Below are 20,290 nucleotides of genomic sequence, written 5' to 3'. Positions count from 1 at the left end.
AACTTTAGACGAAATCTAAGCTAGGATGGCTTCCTGTCAGCGCACAGGAGGCCATCCCCATGTACGAACCGATCCGAACCAAGTCGGTCCACAGCACGATGGCCGGCAACACCACCGACTTCCCTCATCGCTCGCGCGAGGAGGAGTTGGACATCCAGCTCGCCGGCCACCTCGCCGCGCTGCTCGCCGTCACGGACGAGCTGCGCGCGGCGGCCCCCACGGCCGACCTCGACGCGGCCGCCGAGCGGCTCGCCGAGCAGGTGGCCCGACTGCGGGGCGGTCCCGGGCCGGCCCGCGCCGCTGCCTCCGGCGGTCAGGTGAGGCTCGCGGCGCTGCATCGGCGTGCGCATGCCCTTGCCGGGCGGGCGTTGGTGGTCGCCGCGTCCCGTGCGGACACGGCGGTGGCGATTCTGGCGGCGGAGCGCATGGACGCGCATGCTGCCGCGCAGGCCGAGCCGCAGGAGTTGACCGGCGTCGGCTGACACCCCCTGAACGGCCCCGGTCCGCGTGCACCCGCAGCGACGCGCGGACCGGGTGCCATGGCACCGCGTTGGCTTTGGCCGACTTTCGCCTTCGCCGTTGGGCTTGCTGTCGTGTCCGCGGCTGTCTGTTGTCTGTGGCTGGTCGCGCAGTTCCCCGCGCCCCTTGGGGCGTCGTCGCGCACCGGGACCGCGAACTCCGGCGCCCTCCACCTCGGTGGACCGCACGGCCTCGCTGCCGCACAAGCTGGTCAGTGTGCAGGGCGCCCAGCAGTCCAGCGGTGACGCCGACAGCTTCGCGCGGGCACGGTGGTGGACACGGAGAAGCCGGCGGCGGGTCTGCGCGAGGTGGCGGCCCGCCGCCAGGAGTGCCACACCCGGTATCTGGAGGACCGGGGCGGGACGGGTGGTGATCAGCGCCTGAGGTAGACCGTCGCCGCCGCCGTCGACGGCTGGTGCAGGTCGTCGCCGGGCCGGCTGACGGTGTAGTCCGCGTCGCCGCGGGTGCGCGGCAGGTCGTTGATCGTGAATGCAGAACGAAAAGCAGGCGAGGGCCTGCCGCCGCGCTCCTCCCGTCGGGGCGGACGGGATCATGCGGCGACAGGCCCACAGCCCCGTACGCCGTTGTACGGAACCTCGCCGGTCTGTGGTGCTGTCACCGCGGCCGGCCGTGACGATGTTGCTGGTCAGGGCACGATCGGAGCCGGCCGCGGCGTCTTGGGGGGCTGAGCTCAGCCCAGGCGCTGCACCAGCGCGTGGTACTCGTCCCACAGCTCCTTCGGGGTGTGGTCACCGAAGGTGTTGAGGTGGTCGGGGACGAGCGCGGCCTCCTCGCGCCAGACCTCCTTGTCGACGGTGAGCAGGAAGTCGAGGTCGGAGTCGGCCAGTTCGAGGCCGTTGGTGTCCAGCGCGCCCTTGGCCGGCAGGATGCCGATCGGCGTCTCGACGCCCTCGGCCTTGCCGTCGAGGCGCTCGACGATCCACTTCAGGACGCGGCTGTTCTCGCCGAAGCCGGGCCAGACGAACTTGCCCTCGTCGTTCTTGCGGAACCAGTTGACGTAGTAGATCTTCGGCAGCTTGGACTGGTCCTTGTCCTTGGCCACGTCGACCCAGTGGGCCATGTAGTCGCCCATGTTGTAGCCGCAGAACGGCAGCATCGCGAACGGGTCGCGGCGCAGCTCGCCGACCTTGCCCTCGGCGGCGGCGGTCTTCTCGGAGGCCACGTTGGCGCCGAGGAAGACGCCGTGGTTCCAGTCGAAGGACTCCGTCACCAGCGGTACGGCTGTCGCGCGCCGCCCGCCGAAGAGGATCGCGGAGATCGGCACGCCCTTGGGGTCCTCCCACTCGGGCGCGATGATCGGGCACTGCGAGGCGGGGACCGTGAAGCGGGCGTTGGGGTGGGCCGCCGGTACGCCTGACTCGGGCGTCCAGTCGTTGCCCTTCCAGTCCGTCAGGTGGGCCGGGGTCTCCTCCGTCATGCCCTCCCACCAGATGTCGTTGTCGTCGGTGAGGGCGACGTTGGTGAAGACCGAGTTGCCCCACAGCGTCTTCATGGCGTTGGCGTTGGTGTGCTCACCGGTGCCGGGCGCGACACCGAAGAAGCCGGCCTCGGGGTTGATCGCGTAGAGGCGGCCGTCCTCGCCGAAGCGCATCCAGGCGATGTCGTCGCCGATGGTCTCGACGGTCCAGCCGGAGATCGTGGGCTCCAGCATGGCCAGGTTGGTCTTGCCGCAGGCGGAGGGGAAGGCCGCCGCCACGTATTTCGACTCGCCCTGCGGGGGCGTGAGCTTGAGGATCAGCATGTGCTCGGCGAGCCAGCCCTCGTCGCGGGCCATCACCGACGCGATGCGCAGGGCGTAGCACTTCTTGCCGAGCAGGGCGTTGCCGCCGTAGCCGGAGCCGTAGGACCAGATCTCGCGGCTCTCCGGGAAGTGGGAGATGTACTTGGTCTGGTTGCACGGCCAGGGGACGTCCTGCTCGCCGGCCTCCAGCGGGGCGCCGACGGAGTGCACGGCCTTCACGAAGAAGCCGTCGTCGCCGAGCTCGTCCAGGACGGCCTGGCCCATACGGGTCATGGTGCGCATGGAGACGGCCACGTAGGCGGAGTCGGTGATCTCGACGCCGATCGCGGAGAGCTTGGAGCCGAGCGGGCCCATGCAGAACGGGACGACGTACATCGTCCGGCCGCGCATCGAGCCGCGGAAGACGCCCTTCTCGCCGGAGAAGACCTCGCGCATCTCGGCGGGGTCCATCCAGTGGTTCGTCGGACCGGCGTCCTCCTCCTTCTCGGAGCAGATGAAGGTCCGGTCCTCGACGCGGGCGACGTCGGTCGGGTCGGAGGCGGCGTAGTACGAGTTGGGGCGCTTGATCGGGTCGAGCTTCCGGAAGGTGCCCTTCGCGACGAGCTCCTCGGACAGGCGCTCGTACTCGGCCTCGGATCCGTCACACCAGACCACGTTGTCCGGCTGCGTGAGTTCTGCGATCTCGTTCACCCACGAGACCAGCTCCCGGTGGTGGGTGGGGACGACGGGGGGAGCCGCGATGTCGCGCGCCACGGTTGCTCCTAAGAGAGGGATTTTGTCCTGAATATGCCCTTGTATGCCCCGTGGGGGCCGCGACCCGGATGCTTCGCGAACGGGGGTGGACTGGATCCGCCGTCCCGATCTTTCGCGCTCATCCGGTGCCGACCGCACTCATTTGATCATCCGACGCGTCTGCGCATATGTCCAGAGGGCGTCACAGGTGAGCGGCGTGAGCATCGCCACTCATCGAGATGTTTTCGATGCGTCACCACGGCTTCACCCCAGGTGCGCCCCGCGGGGGTACTCCATGAGAGGATGGCCACTTCCGGGCTCTCATCTCGCCGTGCTGATACGTAACTTACGGTTCCGTAGGTACGATGCCCTCCATGACTGCGCCCGTCCCCGACGCGCCAACGGACACGCCGGCCGCAGGCCGCGGATCCGGCGCGCACTCCCTGCCGCACCAGATCGCGCACCACGCCCAGCAGCTCACGGACGAGATCAAGCCCAAGCTCCGCGGCTGGCTGCACCTCGGGATGTTCCCCGCCGCACTCGTCTCGGGCCTCGTGCTCACCGCCCTCGCGGACTCGACCAGAGGCCGGATCGCCTGCGGGATCTTCGCCCTCACGGCCTGTCTGCTGTTCGGCGTGAGCGCGCTGTACCACCGGGGCAACTGGAGCCCCCGCATGGACGGCATCCTGCGCCGACTGGATCACGCCAACATCTTCCTGATCATCGCGGGCACCTACACCCCGCTGACGATGCTGCTCCTTCCGGGCGCCAAGGGTCAGTGGCTGCTGTGGGGCATCTGGGCCGCCGCGGCGGCGGGCATCGTCTTCCGGGTCTTCTGGGTCGGCGCCCCGCGCTGGCTCTACACCCCCTGCTACATCGCGATGGGCTGGGCGGCCGTCTTCTTCCTGCCGGACTTCATGCGCGCCGGCGGTATCGCGGTGCTGGTCCTGGTGATCGTCGGCGGCGTCCTCTACAGCGCCGGCGGCGTGATCTACGGCATCAAGCGCCCGAACCCGTCACCGCGCTGGTTCGGCTTCCACGAGGTCTTCCACTCCTTCACGCTGGCGGCGTTCATCACGCACTACGTGGGGATCTCACTGGTGGCGTACCAGCACGGATAGCCTCCACAGCACACCGCAGGGGCCACGGCATCGAGCCGTGGCCCCTTTTGGTGTGCCAATTCTGCACGCCTGATTTGATTGACAGTTACTAGCTTTTGAGAGCTACTCTCATTTCATGGAAACTGTCACTCCAGATCCTCGCCGTTGGTGGGCACTGGCCGCGCTGGTCGCGAGCATGCTCACGCTCGGCTTCGACATGACGATCCTCAACGTGGCGCTGCCGACCATGGCCGCCGATCTCGGCGCGTCCACCGGCGAGCAGCAGTGGATGGCGGACGCGTACGTGGTCGTCTTCGCCGCGCTGATGCTGCCCGCCGGCCTGCTCGGCGACCGGTTCGGGCGCCGGCGGATGCTGGTCACCGGGCTCGGGATCTTCCTCGTGGGGTCGCTGGTGGGCGCGCTGGCCGGCGATGTGAACGCGGTGATCGCCGCGCGTGCCGTGATGGGCGTCGGCGCGGCCCTGGTCACCCCGCTCTCCCTCTCCGTGCTGCCCACGCTCTTCGGCCCCGAGGAACGCACGAAGGCCGTCGGCATCACCTCCGCCGCCTCCGCGCTCGGCCTGCCGCTCGGCCCGATCATCGGCGGCTGGCTGCTGAACCACTTCTGGTGGGGCTCGGTCTTCCTGATCAACGTCCCGATGGCCGCGATCGGCATCGCCGCCTGCGTCTTCCTGCTCCCCGAGACCAAGGACCCCGCCTCCCCCGAGGTCGACACGGCCTCGACGGCGCTGGCCGCGACCGGGCTGGGCGCCCTCGTGTACGGGATCATCGAGGCGCCCACCCGCGGCTGGGGAGACCCCCTGGTACTGAGCATGCTGGCCGCCTCGGTAGCCCTGATCGCCGCCCTCGTGCTGCGTGAACGCCGGGTCGTGCGCCCCATGCTCGACATGACCCTGCTGGCCCACCGCGGCTTCCTCTTCAACACCGTCGCCGCGACCCTGGTGACGTTCATCCTGACCGGGCTGCTGTTCGTGCTGCCGCCCTACCTCCAGGCCGTCCTAGGCCACGACGCCCTGGGCACCGGTGTACGGCTGCTGCCGATGATGGGCGGACTGCTCGTCGCCTCCCGCCTGGCCCCGCAGGTCGTCGCCCGGTTCGGTGCGCGGGCCGCGGTGAGCGCGGGCCTGGTGGTGCTGGCCTTCGCCGGGTTCCTCGGCAGCCGTACGACCGTCGGTTCCGGCTACGGCTTCGTCGCGCTGTGGCTCACCATCACCGGCCTCGGCTTCGGCCTCTCTCTCATCCCTGCCATGAACGGCGGTCTGAGCGCTCTGCCCCGGGACCGCGCCGGCAGCGGCTCCGGGCTGCTGATGACCCTGCGTCAGGTCGGCGGCGCCATCGGCATCGCCCTGCTCGGCAGCCTGCTCGCCGGCGCCTTCCGGGACCGGCTCGACGTCACCGGGTTGCCCGCGCGGGCCGCCGACACCGCCGGGGAGTCCGTGGTCGCGGCCCATCTCGTCGCCGAGCGAGCGGGGGCGCCTGAGCTGGTGACCTCAGCGAACAACGCCTACGTCCACGGCATGGGCGTCGTGCTCCTGGTGTGCGGGACCGCGGCCCTTGTCTCCGCCCTGCTGGCGGCGGCGTTCCTGCCGAGCACACCACCCGGGTCGCCTGAGCCCGAGGCCCCGGACATGGCTGCCGAGGGGGCCGATGCCCGACAATGAGCCCATGACCCCCGCACACTCCTCCCCCCTCACCGACCGCCCCCAGCTGGGGCTTCGTGAGCGGAAGAAGATCAAGACCAGGACGGCGATCCGCGAGGCGACGTACGCGCTGATCAAGGAGCAGGGCTACGACGCCACCACGATCGAGCAGATCGCCGAGCGCGCCGAGGTGTCGCCGTCCACGGTCTTCCGCTACTTCCCGACGAAGGAGGACATCGTCCTCACGGACGAGTTGGACCCGATCCTGCTGGAGGAACTGCGCAGGCGGCCGGCGGACGAGCCGTGGATGGAGTCCTTGCGGTTCGTGATGAGGCTGGCCATCATCGGCGCGCTGCGGGAGGAGCCCGAGGCCCTGCGGCTGCGTTCGCACCTGCTCGTCCAGGTACCCGCGGTGCGTTCCCGGATGCTGGAGAGCATGTCGGTCACCGGCCGGATGCTCGCCGAGGCCATCGCCGACCGGACGCACATGCCACGGGACAGCTTCGAGGTGCGGGTCTTCACGATGTCCCTCATCGGCGGCCTCTCGGAGATCTCCCTCTACTGGGCCGAGAACGACTACGAGGACGACCTCCAGGACCTCCTCGAGCGCGCCCTGACCGTCATAGAGAACGGCCTTCCCGCGAAAAAGTCCTGAGGTCCGAGCCCTCGGCCATGTCATCCTGGCCAGGTGAACGGTCCCGAGATCCACGTCGAGTTCGCCCCCGAGCTGCGCCTTTTCCTGCCCAACGGACGGCGCGCGGGCGCGGGCGCCGTCACCACCGACGGCGTCTCGACCCTCGGCCATGTCGTGGAGTCCCTCGGCGTCCCGCTGACCGAGGTCGGCACCCTCGTCGTGGACGGCCGCGAGGTGCCGGTGTCGCACATCCCGACGGCGGGCGAGTCCGTGACCGTACGCCCCGTGCAGCACCCCCAGCGGGTGCCCGGCGCGCCCCTGCGCTTCCTGCTCGACGTCCATCTCGGCACCCTGGCCCGCCGGCTGCGGCTGCTCGGCGTGGACACGGCGTACGAGTCGACGGACATCGGCGACCCGGCGCTGGCCGCGCTCTCGGCCGCGGAGCGACGCGTCATGCTGAGCCGGGATCGGGGGTTGCTGCGGCGGCGTGAGCTGTGGGCCGGGGCGTACGTCTACAGCACCCGGCCCGAGGACCAACTGCGCGACGTTCTGGACCGGTTCCGGCCCGAGCTGCGGCCCTGGACCCGGTGCACCGCCTGCAACGGGCTGCTCAAGGAGGCGACGAAGGAGGAGGTCGCCGAGCAGTTGGAGGGTGGGACGCAGCGGTCGTACGACGTCTTCGCGCAGTGCGGCGAGTGTGGGCGGGCGTACTGGAAGGGCGCACACCATGAGCAGCTTGTTGCGATCGTCGAGGGTGCGGTCGCGTTCCGGAGCGCCGTCGATGGTTGAGGGGTGTGGGGAACTGCGGGCCGTATGTGGCTGGTCGCGCCCACGCGGCGGGGCCGCATATCTAATACAGCCCCGCCGCCCCTGAAGGGGCGCTCAGCGCCCCGTATCACCCTTCGCGCACGCGATTCCGTCCTTGTTCCTGTCCAGGCCCAGCGGGTCGTCCTTGCCGTTGACCTTCAGGCGACCGTAGTCGTTCTTCTTCAGCCAGTCGCAGCGGGCCTTCGTCGTCGCCTTCACCGTCGGCGGGAAGTCCGTCGGCACGCAGACGTTGACGGAGCCGTAGTGCCGGTCGCAGCCGGAGATGGTCGGGCTGACCTTCTGGGACGTCCGCTTCTTGCCGGGGCCCGTGACCTTGCCCTTGAGGTTGTCGGCGAAGTCGTGGACGTGCGCGGAGGCGTCCGTGGCGCTCAGGGCCTGGGGGCCCTGGAGGTGGACCCACTTGGCGACCGAGGGCACGCCGTTCGCGTCCACCGCGAAGAGCATGTACCAGCCGGGCGGGGCCAGGTTGGGGTTGCTCGTCACGTTCAGGTCGACGTTGTTGCCGTCCACCGACAACGGGAGGTCCACGAACCGCTGGTTCGGGTCCGAGGAGTGGGTGACGGCGGCCGGGCGGATCAGCTCGGCCTTGGCGATGGGACGGTCGACGGTGATCCGCTGGGTGTCGCCGTACGTCCACTCGGTGTCGATGACCGAAGTGATCGTCGGGCGTTCGCCCTTGAGGAGATAGGGCGGGGTGTAGACCGACACGTCGTGGTTCCAGCTGCCGTTGCCAGGGTTGTCACCGGTCGCCATCACGCGGCCGTCCGGCAGCAGGAAGGCGGACGAGTGGTAGCCGCGTTCCTCCGGGTCCGCCGCCACCGGGTCGAAGGTGCCCGTCGCCGGGTCGTAGAGCGACGACTCGTACACCGGGTTGGCCCGGTTGTGCAGGGCGCCGCCGGTCTCCAGGACCTTTCCGTCGGGCAGCAGTACGGCGGAGACGTACATCTTGCCCTGGTTGCCGGTCTGCGGGACCTTGCCGTTGCCGAGGTCGACGGTGCCCTGCGGAAGCGGCGGGCCGGCCACGTAGGACGGGTTGGGCTGCTTGAGGTCGATGACGTCGGTCAGACGGTTGGCGTCCGGGTTGGAGTCGATGTTGCCGCCGCCGATGGTGAGGACCTTCTGGTCCTGGGCCGGAGGCAGCAGCACGCTCGCGGACTGGTCGCGCTCGTCCTTGTTCTGCAGGCCGGGCACCTGGGTGACGGTGTTGGCGGCGTAGTCGTAGATCGCCGAGCCGGTGCCGGGGATGTTGTTGCCGAAGACATGGCTGCCGGAGTAGAAGAGGCGGCCGTCCTGCATGAGGATCATCGACGGGTACAGGCCCCAGTAGGACCAGGTCTGGTTGACCTTCCAGAGCTCCAGCCACTTCTGCTCGGCGTCCGACCACAGCTCGGCGGTGACGGAACCGGACGAGTCCTCCTTCAGTCCGCCGAAGGAGATCACGTCACCGTTGCCGAGGATGGTGGCCGACGGGTACCAGTGGCCGTCGTTCATGTCGTTGGTCCTGCTGTAGGTCTCGGTGACCGGGTCGAAGACGTACGAGTCCTTGTAGCCCTGGTAGCCGATCGTGCCGTCGGCCGACGGATAGCCCTTGTTGCCGCTCATCACGAGGACGCGGCCGTCCTGCAACTGCACATGCCCCGCGCAGAACATGTCCTTCGGCGTGGGGATCTGCTTGTACGTGCCGTTCTGCGGGTCGTAGACCGCGCTGGTGAACGTGCCCGCCTCGAACGCCGTCGGGTCGTTGCCGGACCCCGCGATCAGCAGCACCTTGCCGTTGTTGAGGACGACGGAGTGCATGGAGCGGACCGGGTTCTGCGTGGGCAGCACGTCCCAGCGGCCGTTCGCGCACTCCTCGGCCGTACCGGTGCACACCGGGTCGGGGACGGGGTCGGCGACCTGGTCCATCGTGTAGTCGTCGGTGGTGACGGAGCCGGTGCCGTAGACGGAGACGCCCCAGGCGATCCGGTCGGTGCCGGTCGGCACCTCGGGCGTGCGGACCGTCGCCTCGGTCCAGCCGGCCGCCATGTCCAGCGTCTTGAGGTCGGTCCAGTACTGCCAGCCCGCCGTCGGGTCGTGCCGGAACAGGGTGACCGAGGCGTCCGGGGTGGTCGACTTGTACCAGAGCCCCAGGTCGTACTGCTTGCCCGGCGTGACGACCGGCGCGCACTCGGCTGACTCGGTGATGAGCGCCTTGCGGTCGCCGTCGACGCGGCGGGTCAGCTCGACCTTCATGGCCTTGCCGCCGCTGTGGGCGTCGGTGGTCGTGGTGAAGGTGAAGTCGTTGTCGCCCCAGCCGGACTTCTTCCAGCAGTACGGCATGTCGTCGGTGCCGGCGGTCTCGAAGCCGGGGTTCTTGATGAGGTTGGCGGCGGACGCGGGCTGGGGTGCGGTGAGGAGGAGACCTCCGGTGAGGCCCAACACGGCCAGCAAGGCCGTTCTCGGTCTCGATCTCATGCAGTACTCCTTGCTGTGCGGCTCCTGCGCGGCAGATAGACCAGCGCCTCGGTCCCGACGAAGCGCAGGACGAACGTGATGACCAGGGCCAGCGCGGTGGCCGGCAGGACGGCCAGCCCGAACTGGCCGACGAGCAGCGCGATCAGCGGTATCCGCAGCACCAGGTCGGCGTTGGCGAGGAGCGCGAACCGGACGGTGCGGTCGGCCCAGTGGCGGTGGACGCGTCGGTCGCGGAACAGCAGCTTCTCGATGAGCAGGAAGTTCCAGGCCACGCCGAACTGGTTGGCGACGATCTCGGCGGGCAGGTAGTGCAGCCCCGCCCGGGTCATCGCCCACAGCGCGAGGAGGTTCGGCACGAAGCCGGTCAGGCCGATCAGCCCGAACACGACCATGCGGGCCAGCGGGTCCGCCGTACGCAGCCCGGCGAGGTGGCGCAGGAAGCGGCGTCCCTCCGCCGCCGTGGACTTGGACTCCCCCGCGAACCGCTCCTGGAACACGAACGGCACCTCGGTGACCGTGCGCGGACGGCTGCGGACCGCCAGCTCCAGCAGGATCTTGTAGCCGAGTGGCTTGAGCGCCTCGGCGGTGATGTCGCTGCGGCGGATCGCGAAGAAGCCGCTCATCGGGTCGCTGATGCCGTGCAGGCGGCGCGGGAACAGGGACTTGGTCAGCCAGGTCGCCATCCGCGACACGGCCACGCGGTAGCTGCCCGCGAGCCCGGCCCGGCTGCCGCCCTTGATGTACCGGGAGGCCACGACGAGCCCGGCGTTCGCGCGCTCACCGGTGGCGACCAGCTCCGGGACGAGCGACGGCGGGTGCTGGCAGTCGCCGTCCATGACGACGATCCAGTCCGACCCGGCCGCCTTCATGCCCTCGACGACCGCGCCGCCGAGCCCGCCGACGGGTTCGTCGCGGTGGATGACGGTGACCGGGAACGGGCAGTCCTGGGCCGCCTCCTTGATGACCTGCGGGGTGTCGTCGGTGGAGTCGTCCACGAAGACGACCTCGCAGGGCAGCCGGGACGGCACGGACTCGGTGATCTGGTGCAGCAGCTGCCGTACGTTGCCCGACTCGTTGAAGGTCGGTACGACGACGGTGACGGCGCCCGGCTCGGGCACCTCGGCCGCTTCGACGGACGGTTCGCCCAGCTCCCCCCGGGCGGTGAATTCATGGGTCATCGCACGCCTCCGGGGGCTGTCTGGATCTGGCGGATCTCGATGCGGTCCTCGCCGGTGCCGAACACGGCGACCGGCGTCGAGTGCTCCATCGCCGCCCGGACGTTGGGCAGGTCGACCGCGTCCCGCCGTACCGTCGGCGAGGCGACCACGTAGTCGAGGTCCTTCCAGCCGCGCGGCATCGCCTTCGTCACGGCCGGGTCGAGGTCGGCCTTGTAGAACCAGATGGCGCCGAGCCCGGGTTCGTACCCCGCGTGCACGAGGTCCAGCCACAGGGCGTCGTCGACGAGGACCCGGGTGTCCTCGGGGTCGGCCACCTCGGTGGACAGCCACTTCGAGGCGGCCTGGTAGGGCGCGTTGGCGTCGGCGGTGACGGCGGTGCGGGCACCGTCGTACCAGCGCGGTACGACATAGGCGCAGGCGGCGAGGGCGAGGGCGGCCGCGAGGGCGTACCGCGCGCCGGTGACGTACCGCTTCTCCGCCTCGGACCGCCGCCGGCGCAGTACGGCGTGGGCGACGGAGGCCGTTCCTCCGGCGAGGACGAGGGCGAGGAAGGGCAGGGCCTGGATGACGTACATGGCAGGCAGGTAGCCGCTGGGGCGCATGGCGACGAGGGCGAGGATGACGACCGCGCACGAGGGTCCGGCCAGGGCGCGGGCGGTGACCGACCAGCGCCAGGTGAGCAGGAGCAGCAGACCGCCCGCGAGGCCGCCGACGATGAGGACGCGGTCGTAGTAGAGCCACGACTGGAGCACGCCCCAGGAGCCGGAGCCCTGGTCGAGGATGAAGCCCGAACCGGGCCTGGTCATCTGGTACTTGATGCCGTCCCACAGCGACACGTGCCCGCCGCCCGGGAACAGCTCGCCCTTCAGCAGCGCGAACAGCGGGTACGACAGGCCGATCAGCGCGCAGGCGGTGACGGCGCCGGTGAGGGCGAACTTGCGGGTGTCGCGGTGGCTGTGCCGCCACATGGTGACGAAGACGGCGGGGAGGACGAAGAGCATCGTCTCCTTGGTCAGTACGGCCGTGGCGGCGGCGATGCCCGCGCCGAAGTGGTGCCAGAGGTGACGGCTCGGGGAGGCGGCGAGCGCGAAGGCGAGCAGCGTCCACATCACCGCGAGGTTGTCGAGGAAGATCTCCCGCTGGAGCACGACCGACAGCGGGGAGAGGCCGAACAGGACCATGCCGAGACCGGCCGCCCAGCGCGGCAGGGACAGGCGCCGGCCGAGCACGTAGACGAGGACCGCGCTGACCGCGCTGATGACGAGCATCGCGGCGCGCATGGTGCCGACGGTCATCGAGTCGGGGCTGAGCGCGGCGGGTATCCAGGTCAGCAGGGCTATCTGGATCCAGCCGAGGGGCGGGTGGTCGTACCAGTAGGTGTAGTGGGCGAGTCCCCGGCCCTCCTGGACGGCCCAGGCCTGGGCGAGATAGGTGCCCTCGTCGTCGCTGAGGGTCGGGTAGTCGGCGATGTTCCAGCCCTGTACGACGAGGATCGCGACGAGGAGCAGGCCGCACAGGATCAGGTCGGGGCGGGAGGAGCGGAGCCGGCCCGGCGGCTCCGTTCGGCCGGTCGAACGCTGCGTAGGGACAGGTCGTCTCTGCGCGGGGACCTTCGGAGTGGTCACCGCGGGAAGGGTGGAGGTCACGCGGTGACGTCCTCTCGGAGGTCTCGGGCCGTTCCGGCACGGGTTTCGGCGTGGGTGAGATGCGCGCCGACGTGGGTGGTGAGCTCCCAGTCGTTGCGGCCGCGCTGCTCACGCCAGACGGCGCGGACGGCGGCACCGGCGAGGAGCACCTGGTAGAAGGGGCCGCCCACGATGAGCTTCAGATAGTGGGCGAAGCGGACGCGCAGTCCGTACTGCTTGCCGAAGTCGTGCAGTCCGACGACCTCGAAGACGAAGGTGACCAGCGCGGTGACGGCCGGCAGGAAGGTGACGAAGGCGACGCCCACCGGCACGTCGAGGAAGACGGCGATCACGATGTTGAGCGGGATGATCAGCCCGGTGAAGGCCTGCATGAACGGCGTCATCAGCGTGTAGCGGGCGAGCAACCGCTGCCCGAAGGTGGGCAGTTGCTTCCAGTCCTTCTTCCGGTAGACCTGCAGGAAGCCCTGGTTCCAGCGGGTGCGCTGCTTGAGCAGCGACATCAGGCTGCCGGGCGTCTCCTCCTTGGTCACCATGTCGGAGTCGTAGGCGACGACGACCTTCTTGCCGACACTGGACAGCCGCACGCCCAGGTCGCAGTCCTCTGCGAGGCAGTTCGGGTCCCAGCCGTCGGCTTCCCGCAGCACGTCGGTGCGGACGAAGACGGTGTTGCCGCCGAGCGGGATGAACCCCTTCTGCGCGTGCAGGTGCAGGCGCGAGCGGAACCAGAAGAAGTACTCCAGGCAGTTGCGCAGGCTGTACCAGCTGGAGTGGAAGTTGATCAGCTGGACGCCGCCCTGGACGACGTCGGCCCCGGTGGTGCGGAACGCGTGGTCCACGTGCGCGAGGAGCTCCGGGTGGACCTGGTCCTCGGCGTCGAAGACCCCGACGACGTCGCCGCGGCAGTGCGGCAGTGCCGTGTTCATGGCCTTCGGCTTGTTCTTCTTCTCGTGGGTGTCGACGACGACCCGGACGCGCGGATCACGCGAGGCGGCCTTCTCGGCGACCTCCGTGGTCTCCGGGTCGTCGTGCCCGACGATGACGATGATCTCGAAGTCGGTGTGTGTGGACTCCAGCAGCCGCTGGATGGTGTGGTCCAGCACGGCCTGTTCGTGCCGGGCCGGCAACAGCAGCGAGAACGACACGTGCTCGCCGCCGTCCGGTCTGCTGAACCGGGTGGAGGCGAGCACCTCGGGCGTACGCCACGCGTGCATCTGCCACCACAGGGTGAAAGCCGCCATCCAGAACAAGGCCAGCGAGACGACGGCTATGAATACAGACGTCAGCAACAGATCCCCCCAGATCCCCAATGCCCCCTGTCGCGACGGTGAGTTACACCTGTCGCGTCACTGTGCAGACATTAGGGGGGATCTGTGAAGCGTGCAGGCCCTTTCGATGAAGAGCGCGTTTCATCACAACGAGCCGCGAGAGTGAACAATTCGAACACAGGTTGCGTAACCGCCCCCTGCGGACTTCCGTTTGGCCTCTGTTTCAGCTGCTCAGCGCGGTTCGCAGGCGGTCCGGATCGGTGGTCGGGGCGTCGCAGGTGAAGTTGCGGCAGACGTACGCGGCGGGCTGTCCCTGCTGGAGAGGCCGGTCGGCGAGGAGCGGGAACTCGTCACTCTCCGGAGTTCCCACGGCCACGACCGCGCCCGGAGCGGTGCCCAGAAGCGCCGTACGGTGCAGGGTCCTTGTGCCCTCGTCCGTGAGGGACGGCCCCACGACGGCGACCTCGCGCGGCCCGTCGAGGTTGGCCTCGGCGACCGCCAGACCCCAGCCGATGAACCGGGGCACCCGCGGGCCGAGGGCCTTGACGACACCCAACGCCTTCTCGGCGGCGGCGCGGTGGGGCGCCGCGCCGGTCTGCGCGGCATAGCTCAGCAGGGCACCGGCCGCCGCGCTCCAGCCGGAGGGGGCCGCGTTGTCGGTGGGGTCCTGGGGGCGGCGGATCAGCTGCTCGGCGTCGGCTGCGGTGTCGTAGAGCGCGCCGGACTCCGCGTCGGTGAAGCGGGCGAGGACGTGGTCGAGCAGGAACCCGGCGAACTCCAGCCAGACCCCCTCACCGGTGACGGACGCGAGCGCCAGGAAGCCCTCGGCGACGTCGGCGTAGTCCTCCAGCACGCCCGCGTTGGCGCCGACCCTGCCGTCCTTGCTGGTGCGGGCGAGACGGGCGTGGTCGTCGAGGTGCAGCCGTACCAGCAGGTCACCGGCCCCGAGCGCGGCCTCCACCAGGTCGGGGCGGTCGAAGTAGGCGCCGGTCTCGGCGAGGGCGGCTACCGCGAGCCCGTTCCAGGCGGCGACGACCTTGTCGTCCCGTCCGGGCGCGGGGCGCGTGCCGCGCTGCCGGAGCAGCCGCTCGCGGATCGAGGCGAGCCGCTCGGCATCCAACAGGCCGTCCTGCTGCGGGAGTTGCAGCACCGAGGAGCCCTCCTCGAAGGTGCCTTCCTCGGTGACGCCGAAGTACCGGGCGGCGAGCTCGGCGTCCTCCTCGCCGAGCACCTCGCGCAGCTGCTCCGGCGTCCACACGTAGTACGCGCCCTCGACGTGCCGGCCGGTCCCGTCGTCACTGTCGGCGTCCAGCGCGGAGGCGAACCCGCCCTCGTTCGTGCGCAGTTCCCGCACCATGAAGTCGGCGGTCTCCAGGGCGACGCGGCGGGCGAGCTCGGAGCCGGTGGCGCGCCACAGGTGGGCGTAGACGCGGCACAGCAGCGCGTTGTCGTACAGCATCTTCTCGAAGTGCGGCACGACCCAGTCGCGGTCGACGGAGTACCGCGCGAACCCGCCGCCGAGCTGGTCGTAGATACCGCCCCGGGCCATCCGCTCGCAGGTGTCCCGCGCCATCTGCAGGGCGCCCTCGGAGCCGGTCCGCGCGTGATGGCGCAGCAGGAACTCGATCACCATGGACGGCGGGAACTTGGGCGCGCCCCCGAACCCGCCCCGCTGCGGGTCGTACTCCCGCGTCAGCCCGAGCAGCGCCTGCGCCAGCTCCTCCTCACCGGGTGCCTCGCTGCCGCCGTAGGAGATCTCCCGCTCGGCGAGATCCCGGGTGATCTTCCCGGCGACGTCGGCGACCTCGTCCCGCCGGTCCACCCAGGCGCTGCGCACCCCCTCCAGCACCTGCCGGAAGGACGGCATGCCCTGCCGGGGGGCGGGCGGGAAGTACGTGCCGAAGTAGAAGGGCTCGGCGTCCGGGGTGAGGAACACGGTCATGGGCCAGCCGCCCTGGCCGGTGGCCGCCTGGACGGCCTCCATGTAGACGGCGTCCACATCGGGACGCTCCTCGCGGTCGACCTTGACGCTGACGTAGTGGGCGTTGAGGTAGTCGGCGGTCTCCTGGTCCTCGAAGGACTCGTGCGCCATGACATGGCACCAGTGACAACTGCTGTACCCCACGCTCAGCAGGACCGGTTTGCCACTCCTACGGGCCTCCTCGAAGGCCTCGGCCGACCACGGCCACCAGTCGACGGGGTTGTCCGCGTGCTGGAGGAGGTAGGGGGACGTCTCGTGAGCCAGTCGGTTCGGCATGGGGTCCATCCTGCCGCAGTACCCCACGGGTCACGCGTCAGGCGACTCCCAGACGGTCACGTCGAGAATTCCGCCGCCGCTGTCCGGCGCGGTGCGGACCTTGATGTGGGCGATCCGGCCCTCGCCGGTCAGCAGGCAGTACTGCTCGCCCCGCTTCACCGTCGCGCTGTAGCTACCGTTGGTGTCCACGCTCTCCATACAGCCCTCGGGCGTCGGTGCGGTACCGGGGTCGGGCCACGGCGCCAGGTACTTCGCGTCGTCAGGGACCGAGAGCGACGGATCGAGGAACTCCGCCCCGAAGGAGAAGTCCGCCCCGTCGCCGGCATTCGCGAGGGGTTGCTTCGGCGTGTCCAGGTCGATTTTCGTTCCGGAGATGTCCGTCTTCTCGACCTCGAGCTTGACGGGCCCGTAGACCTTCTCCCACGTCTCGGCGGCGGCCGCCGGCGGCGCGCTGCTCTGCGTCTCGCCGCCGCCCTGCCCCCCGTCGCCGCCGGACCGCGCGGCCGAAGTGGGCGCCGACTCCACGTTCCGGTCGCCGTCGTCGCCCGACGAGTTCGACTGGCTCACCAGCACCGAGACAAGGATCCCCAGCAGGGGGATCAGGATCCCGCCAACCCACCAGGCCCAACGCGGCTGCTGGGGCCCCTGCGGCGGCGGAGGCTGCGGTGGCGTGTACGGCTGTCCCTGCGGCGCACCCGCGGGCCCGTTGTTCGCCCAACTCATGTCTCCCCCGCCCTTTCCACCGAGTGTCCGCGATCACCATAGCCATGCCACCGCGCGGCGCCAATCGACGCCGCGACCGCGCACACTCTCCCCACACCACTCGGCACCCGGTACCCCGCTGCCCGGAACCCCACGGCCACCCACGGTGCCCCGGAGCGACGCACCACGATCACCCGGCCCCCTCCCCACATCGCCCCATCCACAGCACACTTGACCAGGAACGCCGTTGCCGCCGGAGGGGGACGTGACATGCGGGACAGCCACCGGGTCGATGCCGAGCGGCTGTTGGCCCGGGCCGTGGAGGAGGAAGTGCGGCGTTCGGGCGGGCGGGTCGACGGGCAGGTGCTGCTGTCGCGGGCGCGAGGGGCGCTGGACGCCATGGCGCCGGCGGCGGCCGAGGAGTACGAGGCGTATACGCGGGCGCTGGACGAGGCGGAGGCCGGCCGGCTGACGTTCGGGCAGCGGTTCGCGCGGGAGGGCGGCGCCACGCCGCTGATGGTGGCGGGCGTCGCGGCGGTCGCGGCCGCCGTGTCCGACCTGGCGCTCGGCACCGGCGCGGGCACCGCGCTGGGCGCGGGCGTGACCGTGGGTGTCGTGGGCGCGGCGGCGACGGTCGTGAAGGTCGCCGGTACGCATCTGCCCGCCGCGCACCATCAGGCGGGCGCCGTCGGCCAGCCCGGCGGCCCGCAGCAGCTGCGGCTCCAGTGGCTGACGGCGCTGGAGGTACGGGGCATCCGTCCGTTCCTCGATCAGCAGCGGGTGCTGAGCGCGTCCACCGGCCCGAAGCAGGCCGGGCCGCGGCTGCGGGGCGCGGACAAGAGCGCGGCGGCCCGCAGCCGGAACGTGCTGGAGCAGTCGTTCGGTCAACTCCCGGAGCCGACAGGCGCGTTCGCGGGGCGGCGGCGGGAGATGGCCCGGATCCGGCAGTGGGTGCAGGCGGCGCGGGCGAGTACGGAGACGAAGCCGACGGTCGTCGTCCTGCACGGGGCGCCCGGCGGCGGCCGCACGGCACTGGCGATCCGGGCCGCCCACGACCTGAGGGACCAGTTCCGCGGGGCGTGCGTGGTGGATCTGCGCGGCGACACGACGGAGGAGGCGCCGCTGCCGACGAGGGACGCGCTGCTGCATCTGCTGAACCGTCTGGGCGCCCCGCGCGAGCAGCTCCTCTTCCGTGAGCGTTCGTCGGCGGACCAGCAGGTCAAGAGGCTGAGCGAGCTCTACCACCAGCATCTCGCCGGCCTGCCGGTCACGGTCGTCCTGGACGACGCCTCGGACGCGGCGCAGGTCCGCACCCTCGTCCCCGAGCGCTCCGACAGCCTGGTCCTGGTGACCGCCCGCGAACCCCTCGACCTGCCCGCCGATCTCGCCGCCTGGGTGCACCAGCTGCCGGTCGAGCCGCTGGACGCGGCGGGTGCGGAGGAGCTGCTGAGCGCGGCGGCGGAGGATTCCTCGGCGCCCTACGACGCCGAATCCGCCGACCTGATCCGGCGGTTGTGCGGCGGGCTGCCCCTTGCCCTGCGCATCGCGGGCTCGTCACTCGGCCCGCGTTCACCGCGGACCTTGGCGACCGACCTCGGCGCGTCCGGCCCCGTGGAGCCCGTCGAGCGGGTGCTGTGGCTGCGGTACACCGACCAGTCGGAGGCGGCCCGGCGCCTGCTGCGCAGACTGGCCCTGGCCGGGCGCGCCTCGCTGGGCGCGGCAGCGGCGGCCGCGCTCCTGGCCACGGACGAGGCCGAGGCGACACGCCACCTGGAGGCCCTGTCCCGGTCCGGCCTGATCGACCACGTCCGCGGCAACCGCTACCGCCTGCACGACCTCGTCCGTGCCTTCGCCCACGCCCGTCTCCTCGACGAGGAGGGGGCGGAGGAGCGTACGGCGGCCCAGGAGCGGCTGATCGTGAACTACGCCGACCTCGCGGAGTCCGTGCTGCGCCTGGTCGACGGCAACATGTCGACCCGCTCGGACCGCTTCAGCCCGCACGGATTCACCTCGCTGGACGACGCGCTGCGCTGGCTCGACGACGAGTCCAGCTTCATCACGGCGGCGCTGCGGCACACGGAGGACGCCAACCAGGCGGCCGTCCTGAACCTGCTGGGCGCCCTGTGCGACTACTGCCTGCTGCGCGGCGACCTCTACCGCCTCGGCGAGATCAGCGAGCTCGCCCAGGCCGTGGACCAGGGCCTGCTGGTGCGCTCGGTGCAGTGGCGCACCGGCATCGCGGCCCGCCAGCTCGGCGAGCTGGACAAGGCCCGCACGACCCTGGCCTCGGTGGTCGACCTCTATATGGAGGCCCACCACGACGCGGGAGCGGCCCGCGCGCTCTGCTCCCTCGGCATCACCCTGCACCACCAGGGCAACCTCACCGAGGCGGTGGCCAAGCTCCGGGAGGCCCTGGACCTCCAGTCCCCGCCCCAGCTGGCGACGGACCGCGCCTGGACCATGCACGCCCTCGCGGCGGTGGAGCGGGACCGGGGCCGGGTGCCGGAGGCGATGGACCTGCTGACCGAGTCCCTGGTCCTGCACCGCGCCGGCGAGTCCGTGCACGGCGAGGCGTGGGCCCACTTCCAGCTGGGCCAGCTGAGCCTGCGCATGGGCGACGTGCCACGCGCGGAGTCCGAACTGCGCGAGGCCCTCGAACTGTACGGCCGTACCCGCGACGCCCGCGGGGAGGCCTGGGCGATGACCCGGCTGGCCCGCGCCCGCCTGGTCGCCGGCGACCCGTCCGCCGCGGTGGACGGACTGCGGCAGGCGGCCGCCCGGCACCGCGACAACGAGGACGCGCGCGGCGAGGCCTGGTCCGTCTACTACCTGGGTCAGGCCTTGGAGGAGACCGGCAACCTGGACGTCGCGGTACGCGAGCTGGAGCGTTCCCGCACGATGTTCTCCCGAATGCAGGACGTCTACGGCCTCGCGTGCGCCCGGCACCACTCGGCCCGCGTGACCCGGGACCAGCGGGCCGTCCAGACCGGCTCCCTGAAGAACTCCGGCTTCGCCCGTCAGCTCCTCGTGGACGCCCGCGCCAACTTCCAGCGCATCGGGGTCGCCCACGGGGAGGCGTGGACCTGCCTGGAGCTCGCGGTGGTGGACGCCGGGAACGCCCGCACCCAGCAGGCGCTGGCCCTGTGCGACGACGCGGTGGCGTTGTTCGCGTCGTACGGCGACCGCAGAGGCGAGGACTGGGCCCGCTTCCTGCGCTGCACCCTGCTGCCGTACGCGGCACCGGGCGGCGTCGAGGTCGGCACGGCGGTGGCCCAGGAGGAACTGGCACAGCTGGGCCGCAGCGGGCACGCGCTGCGGGACGGGAAGCTGGGCGACTACGTGGAGGCGTACCAGCTGCTGCTCGAACGCGGCGTGGACCTGGAGGCGGGCTGGCAGGCCTGGCGCTTGGGGATGGTGCCTAACCGGCACGCGCGGGAGGTCATGGGCGTGGCGGTACCGGCGAGGGACGTGAAGGGGTGAGGGTGAGGGCCGTCCGGCACGGGTGGGCTCTACGCCGGGTGCGGGACGGAGGGCGGAACAGCCGGCGTCCGGG

General features: G+C 70.8%; 13 protein-coding genes. 6 read left to right on the top strand and 7 right to left on the bottom strand.

Features of this window, described 5'->3' with window-relative positions; genetic code table 11:
* The first annotated feature begins 59 nt into the window (after positions 1 to 59).
* Positions 60 to 482, top strand: coding sequence for a hypothetical protein (locus ACFZBP_RS27205; protein ID WP_383460405.1), 423 nt, complete (start codon positions 60 to 62; stop codon positions 480 to 482).
* Positions 483 to 1,210: 728 nt separating this feature from the next.
* Here the strand turns inward: ACFZBP_RS27205 and ACFZBP_RS27200 are convergent.
* A complete protein-coding gene (locus ACFZBP_RS27200) occupies positions 1,211 to 3,034 on the bottom strand; it encodes a phosphoenolpyruvate carboxykinase (GTP) (protein WP_383460402.1) in 1,824 nt (607 codons plus the stop codon).
* Positions 3,035 to 3,387: 353 nt separating this feature from the next.
* Here ACFZBP_RS27200 and ACFZBP_RS27195 point away from each other — a divergent pair, with 353 nt between their 5' ends.
* The 4 genes from ACFZBP_RS27195 to ACFZBP_RS27180 all read left to right on the top strand — a co-directional run bounded on the left by ACFZBP_RS27195 (position 3,388) and on the right by ACFZBP_RS27180 (position 7,196).
* Complete coding sequence (locus ACFZBP_RS27195) at positions 3,388 to 4,134, top strand: hemolysin III family protein (protein ID WP_383460399.1); 747 nt, start codon at positions 3,388 to 3,390, stop codon at positions 4,132 to 4,134.
* A 115-nt stretch (positions 4,135 to 4,249) separates the two neighbouring features.
* Positions 4,250 to 5,794 carry a DHA2 family efflux MFS transporter permease subunit gene (locus tag ACFZBP_RS27190; RefSeq protein WP_391416806.1) on the top strand — a complete coding sequence of 515 codons (1,545 nt, stop codon included), beginning with the start codon at positions 4,250 to 4,252 and terminating at the stop codon, positions 5,792 to 5,794.
* A 4-nt stretch (positions 5,795 to 5,798) separates the two neighbouring features.
* A complete protein-coding gene (locus tag ACFZBP_RS27185; RefSeq protein ID WP_383460395.1) occupies positions 5,799 to 6,428 on the top strand; it encodes a TetR/AcrR family transcriptional regulator in 630 nt (209 codons plus the stop codon).
* 33 nt (positions 6,429 to 6,461) lie between these two features.
* The gene (locus ACFZBP_RS27180) at positions 6,462 to 7,196 is read left to right on the top strand and encodes a Mut7-C RNAse domain-containing protein (protein WP_391416803.1); all 735 of its coding nucleotides are present in this window, start codon (positions 6,462 to 6,464) and stop codon (positions 7,194 to 7,196) included.
* A 93-nt stretch (positions 7,197 to 7,289) separates the two neighbouring features.
* Here the strand turns inward: ACFZBP_RS27180 and ACFZBP_RS27175 are convergent, their stop codons facing one another.
* The 6 genes from ACFZBP_RS27175 to ACFZBP_RS27150 form a co-directional block, all read right to left on the bottom strand.
* Entirely contained in the window at positions 7,290 to 9,689 is a 2,400-nt protein-coding gene (locus ACFZBP_RS27175) for a galactose oxidase-like domain-containing protein (RefSeq protein WP_391416801.1), read from the bottom strand.
* The gene (locus tag ACFZBP_RS27170; RefSeq protein ID WP_391416799.1) at positions 9,686 to 10,867 is read right to left on the bottom strand and encodes a glycosyltransferase; all 1,182 of its coding nucleotides are present in this window, start codon (positions 10,865 to 10,867) and stop codon (positions 9,686 to 9,688) included. Before ACFZBP_RS27170 ends, ACFZBP_RS27175 begins: the two co-directional genes overlap by 4 nt.
* Positions 10,864 to 12,513, bottom strand: a complete 1,650-nt coding sequence (locus tag ACFZBP_RS27165; RefSeq protein WP_391416796.1) for a phospholipid carrier-dependent glycosyltransferase — start codon at positions 12,511 to 12,513, stop codon at positions 10,864 to 10,866. Before ACFZBP_RS27165 ends, ACFZBP_RS27170 begins: the two co-directional genes overlap by 4 nt.
* Positions 12,510 to 13,799, bottom strand: a complete 1,290-nt coding sequence (locus ACFZBP_RS27160; protein WP_383460380.1) for a glycosyltransferase — start codon at positions 13,797 to 13,799, stop codon at positions 12,510 to 12,512. Before ACFZBP_RS27160 ends, ACFZBP_RS27165 begins: the two co-directional genes overlap by 4 nt.
* Positions 13,800 to 14,001: 202 nt before the next feature.
* Positions 14,002 to 16,035 carry a thioredoxin domain-containing protein gene (locus ACFZBP_RS27155; protein WP_383460377.1) on the bottom strand — a complete coding sequence of 678 codons (2,034 nt, stop codon included), beginning with the start codon at positions 16,033 to 16,035 and terminating at the stop codon, positions 14,002 to 14,004.
* A gap of 30 nt (positions 16,036 to 16,065) precedes the next feature.
* On the bottom strand, positions 16,066 to 16,758 hold the full coding sequence (locus ACFZBP_RS27150) for a hypothetical protein (RefSeq protein ID WP_391416793.1): 693 nt from the start codon (positions 16,756 to 16,758) through the stop codon (positions 16,066 to 16,068).
* Between the two features lie 249 nt (positions 16,759 to 17,007).
* On the opposite strand from ACFZBP_RS27150, the gene ACFZBP_RS27145 reads away from it, so the two are divergent.
* Positions 17,008 to 20,217: a tetratricopeptide repeat protein gene (locus ACFZBP_RS27145; protein ID WP_391416790.1), complete on the top strand. Its 3,210-nt coding sequence runs from the start codon at positions 17,008 to 17,010 to the stop codon at positions 20,215 to 20,217.
* Positions 20,218 to 20,290: the final 73 nt, after the last annotated feature.

It is taken from the genome of Streptomyces sp. NPDC008086 (assembly GCF_042957325.1).
Classification (GTDB): domain Bacteria; phylum Actinomycetota; class Actinomycetes; order Streptomycetales; family Streptomycetaceae; genus Streptomyces.
This window is presented reverse-complemented; position numbering and strand designations above follow the sequence as displayed.

Bases quoted from the DNA above. Each gene is read 5' to 3' on its own strand.
- ACFZBP_RS27185 (WP_383460395.1), top strand. From the start codon at position 5,799: ATGACCCCCGCACACTCCTCCCCCCTCACCGACCGCCCCCAGCTGGGG.
- ACFZBP_RS27170 (WP_391416799.1), bottom strand. From the start codon at position 10,867: ATGACCCATGAATTCACCGCCCGGGGGGAGCTGGGCGAACCGTCCGTC.
- ACFZBP_RS27155 (WP_383460377.1), bottom strand. From the start codon at position 16,035: ATGCCGAACCGACTGGCTCACGAGACGTCCCCCTACCTCCTCCAGCAC.
- ACFZBP_RS27195 (WP_383460399.1), top strand. From the start codon at position 3,388: ATGACTGCGCCCGTCCCCGACGCGCCAACGGACACGCCGGCCGCAGGC.
- ACFZBP_RS27190 (WP_391416806.1), top strand. From the start codon at position 4,250: ATGGAAACTGTCACTCCAGATCCTCGCCGTTGGTGGGCACTGGCCGCG.
- ACFZBP_RS27205 (WP_383460405.1), top strand. From the start codon at position 60: ATGTACGAACCGATCCGAACCAAGTCGGTCCACAGCACGATGGCCGGC.
- ACFZBP_RS27150 (WP_391416793.1), bottom strand. From the start codon at position 16,758: ATGAGTTGGGCGAACAACGGGCCCGCGGGTGCGCCGCAGGGACAGCCG.
- ACFZBP_RS27145 (WP_391416790.1), top strand. From the start codon at position 17,008: ATGCGGGACAGCCACCGGGTCGATGCCGAGCGGCTGTTGGCCCGGGCC.
- ACFZBP_RS27175 (WP_391416801.1), bottom strand. From the start codon at position 9,689: ATGAGATCGAGACCGAGAACGGCCTTGCTGGCCGTGTTGGGCCTCACC.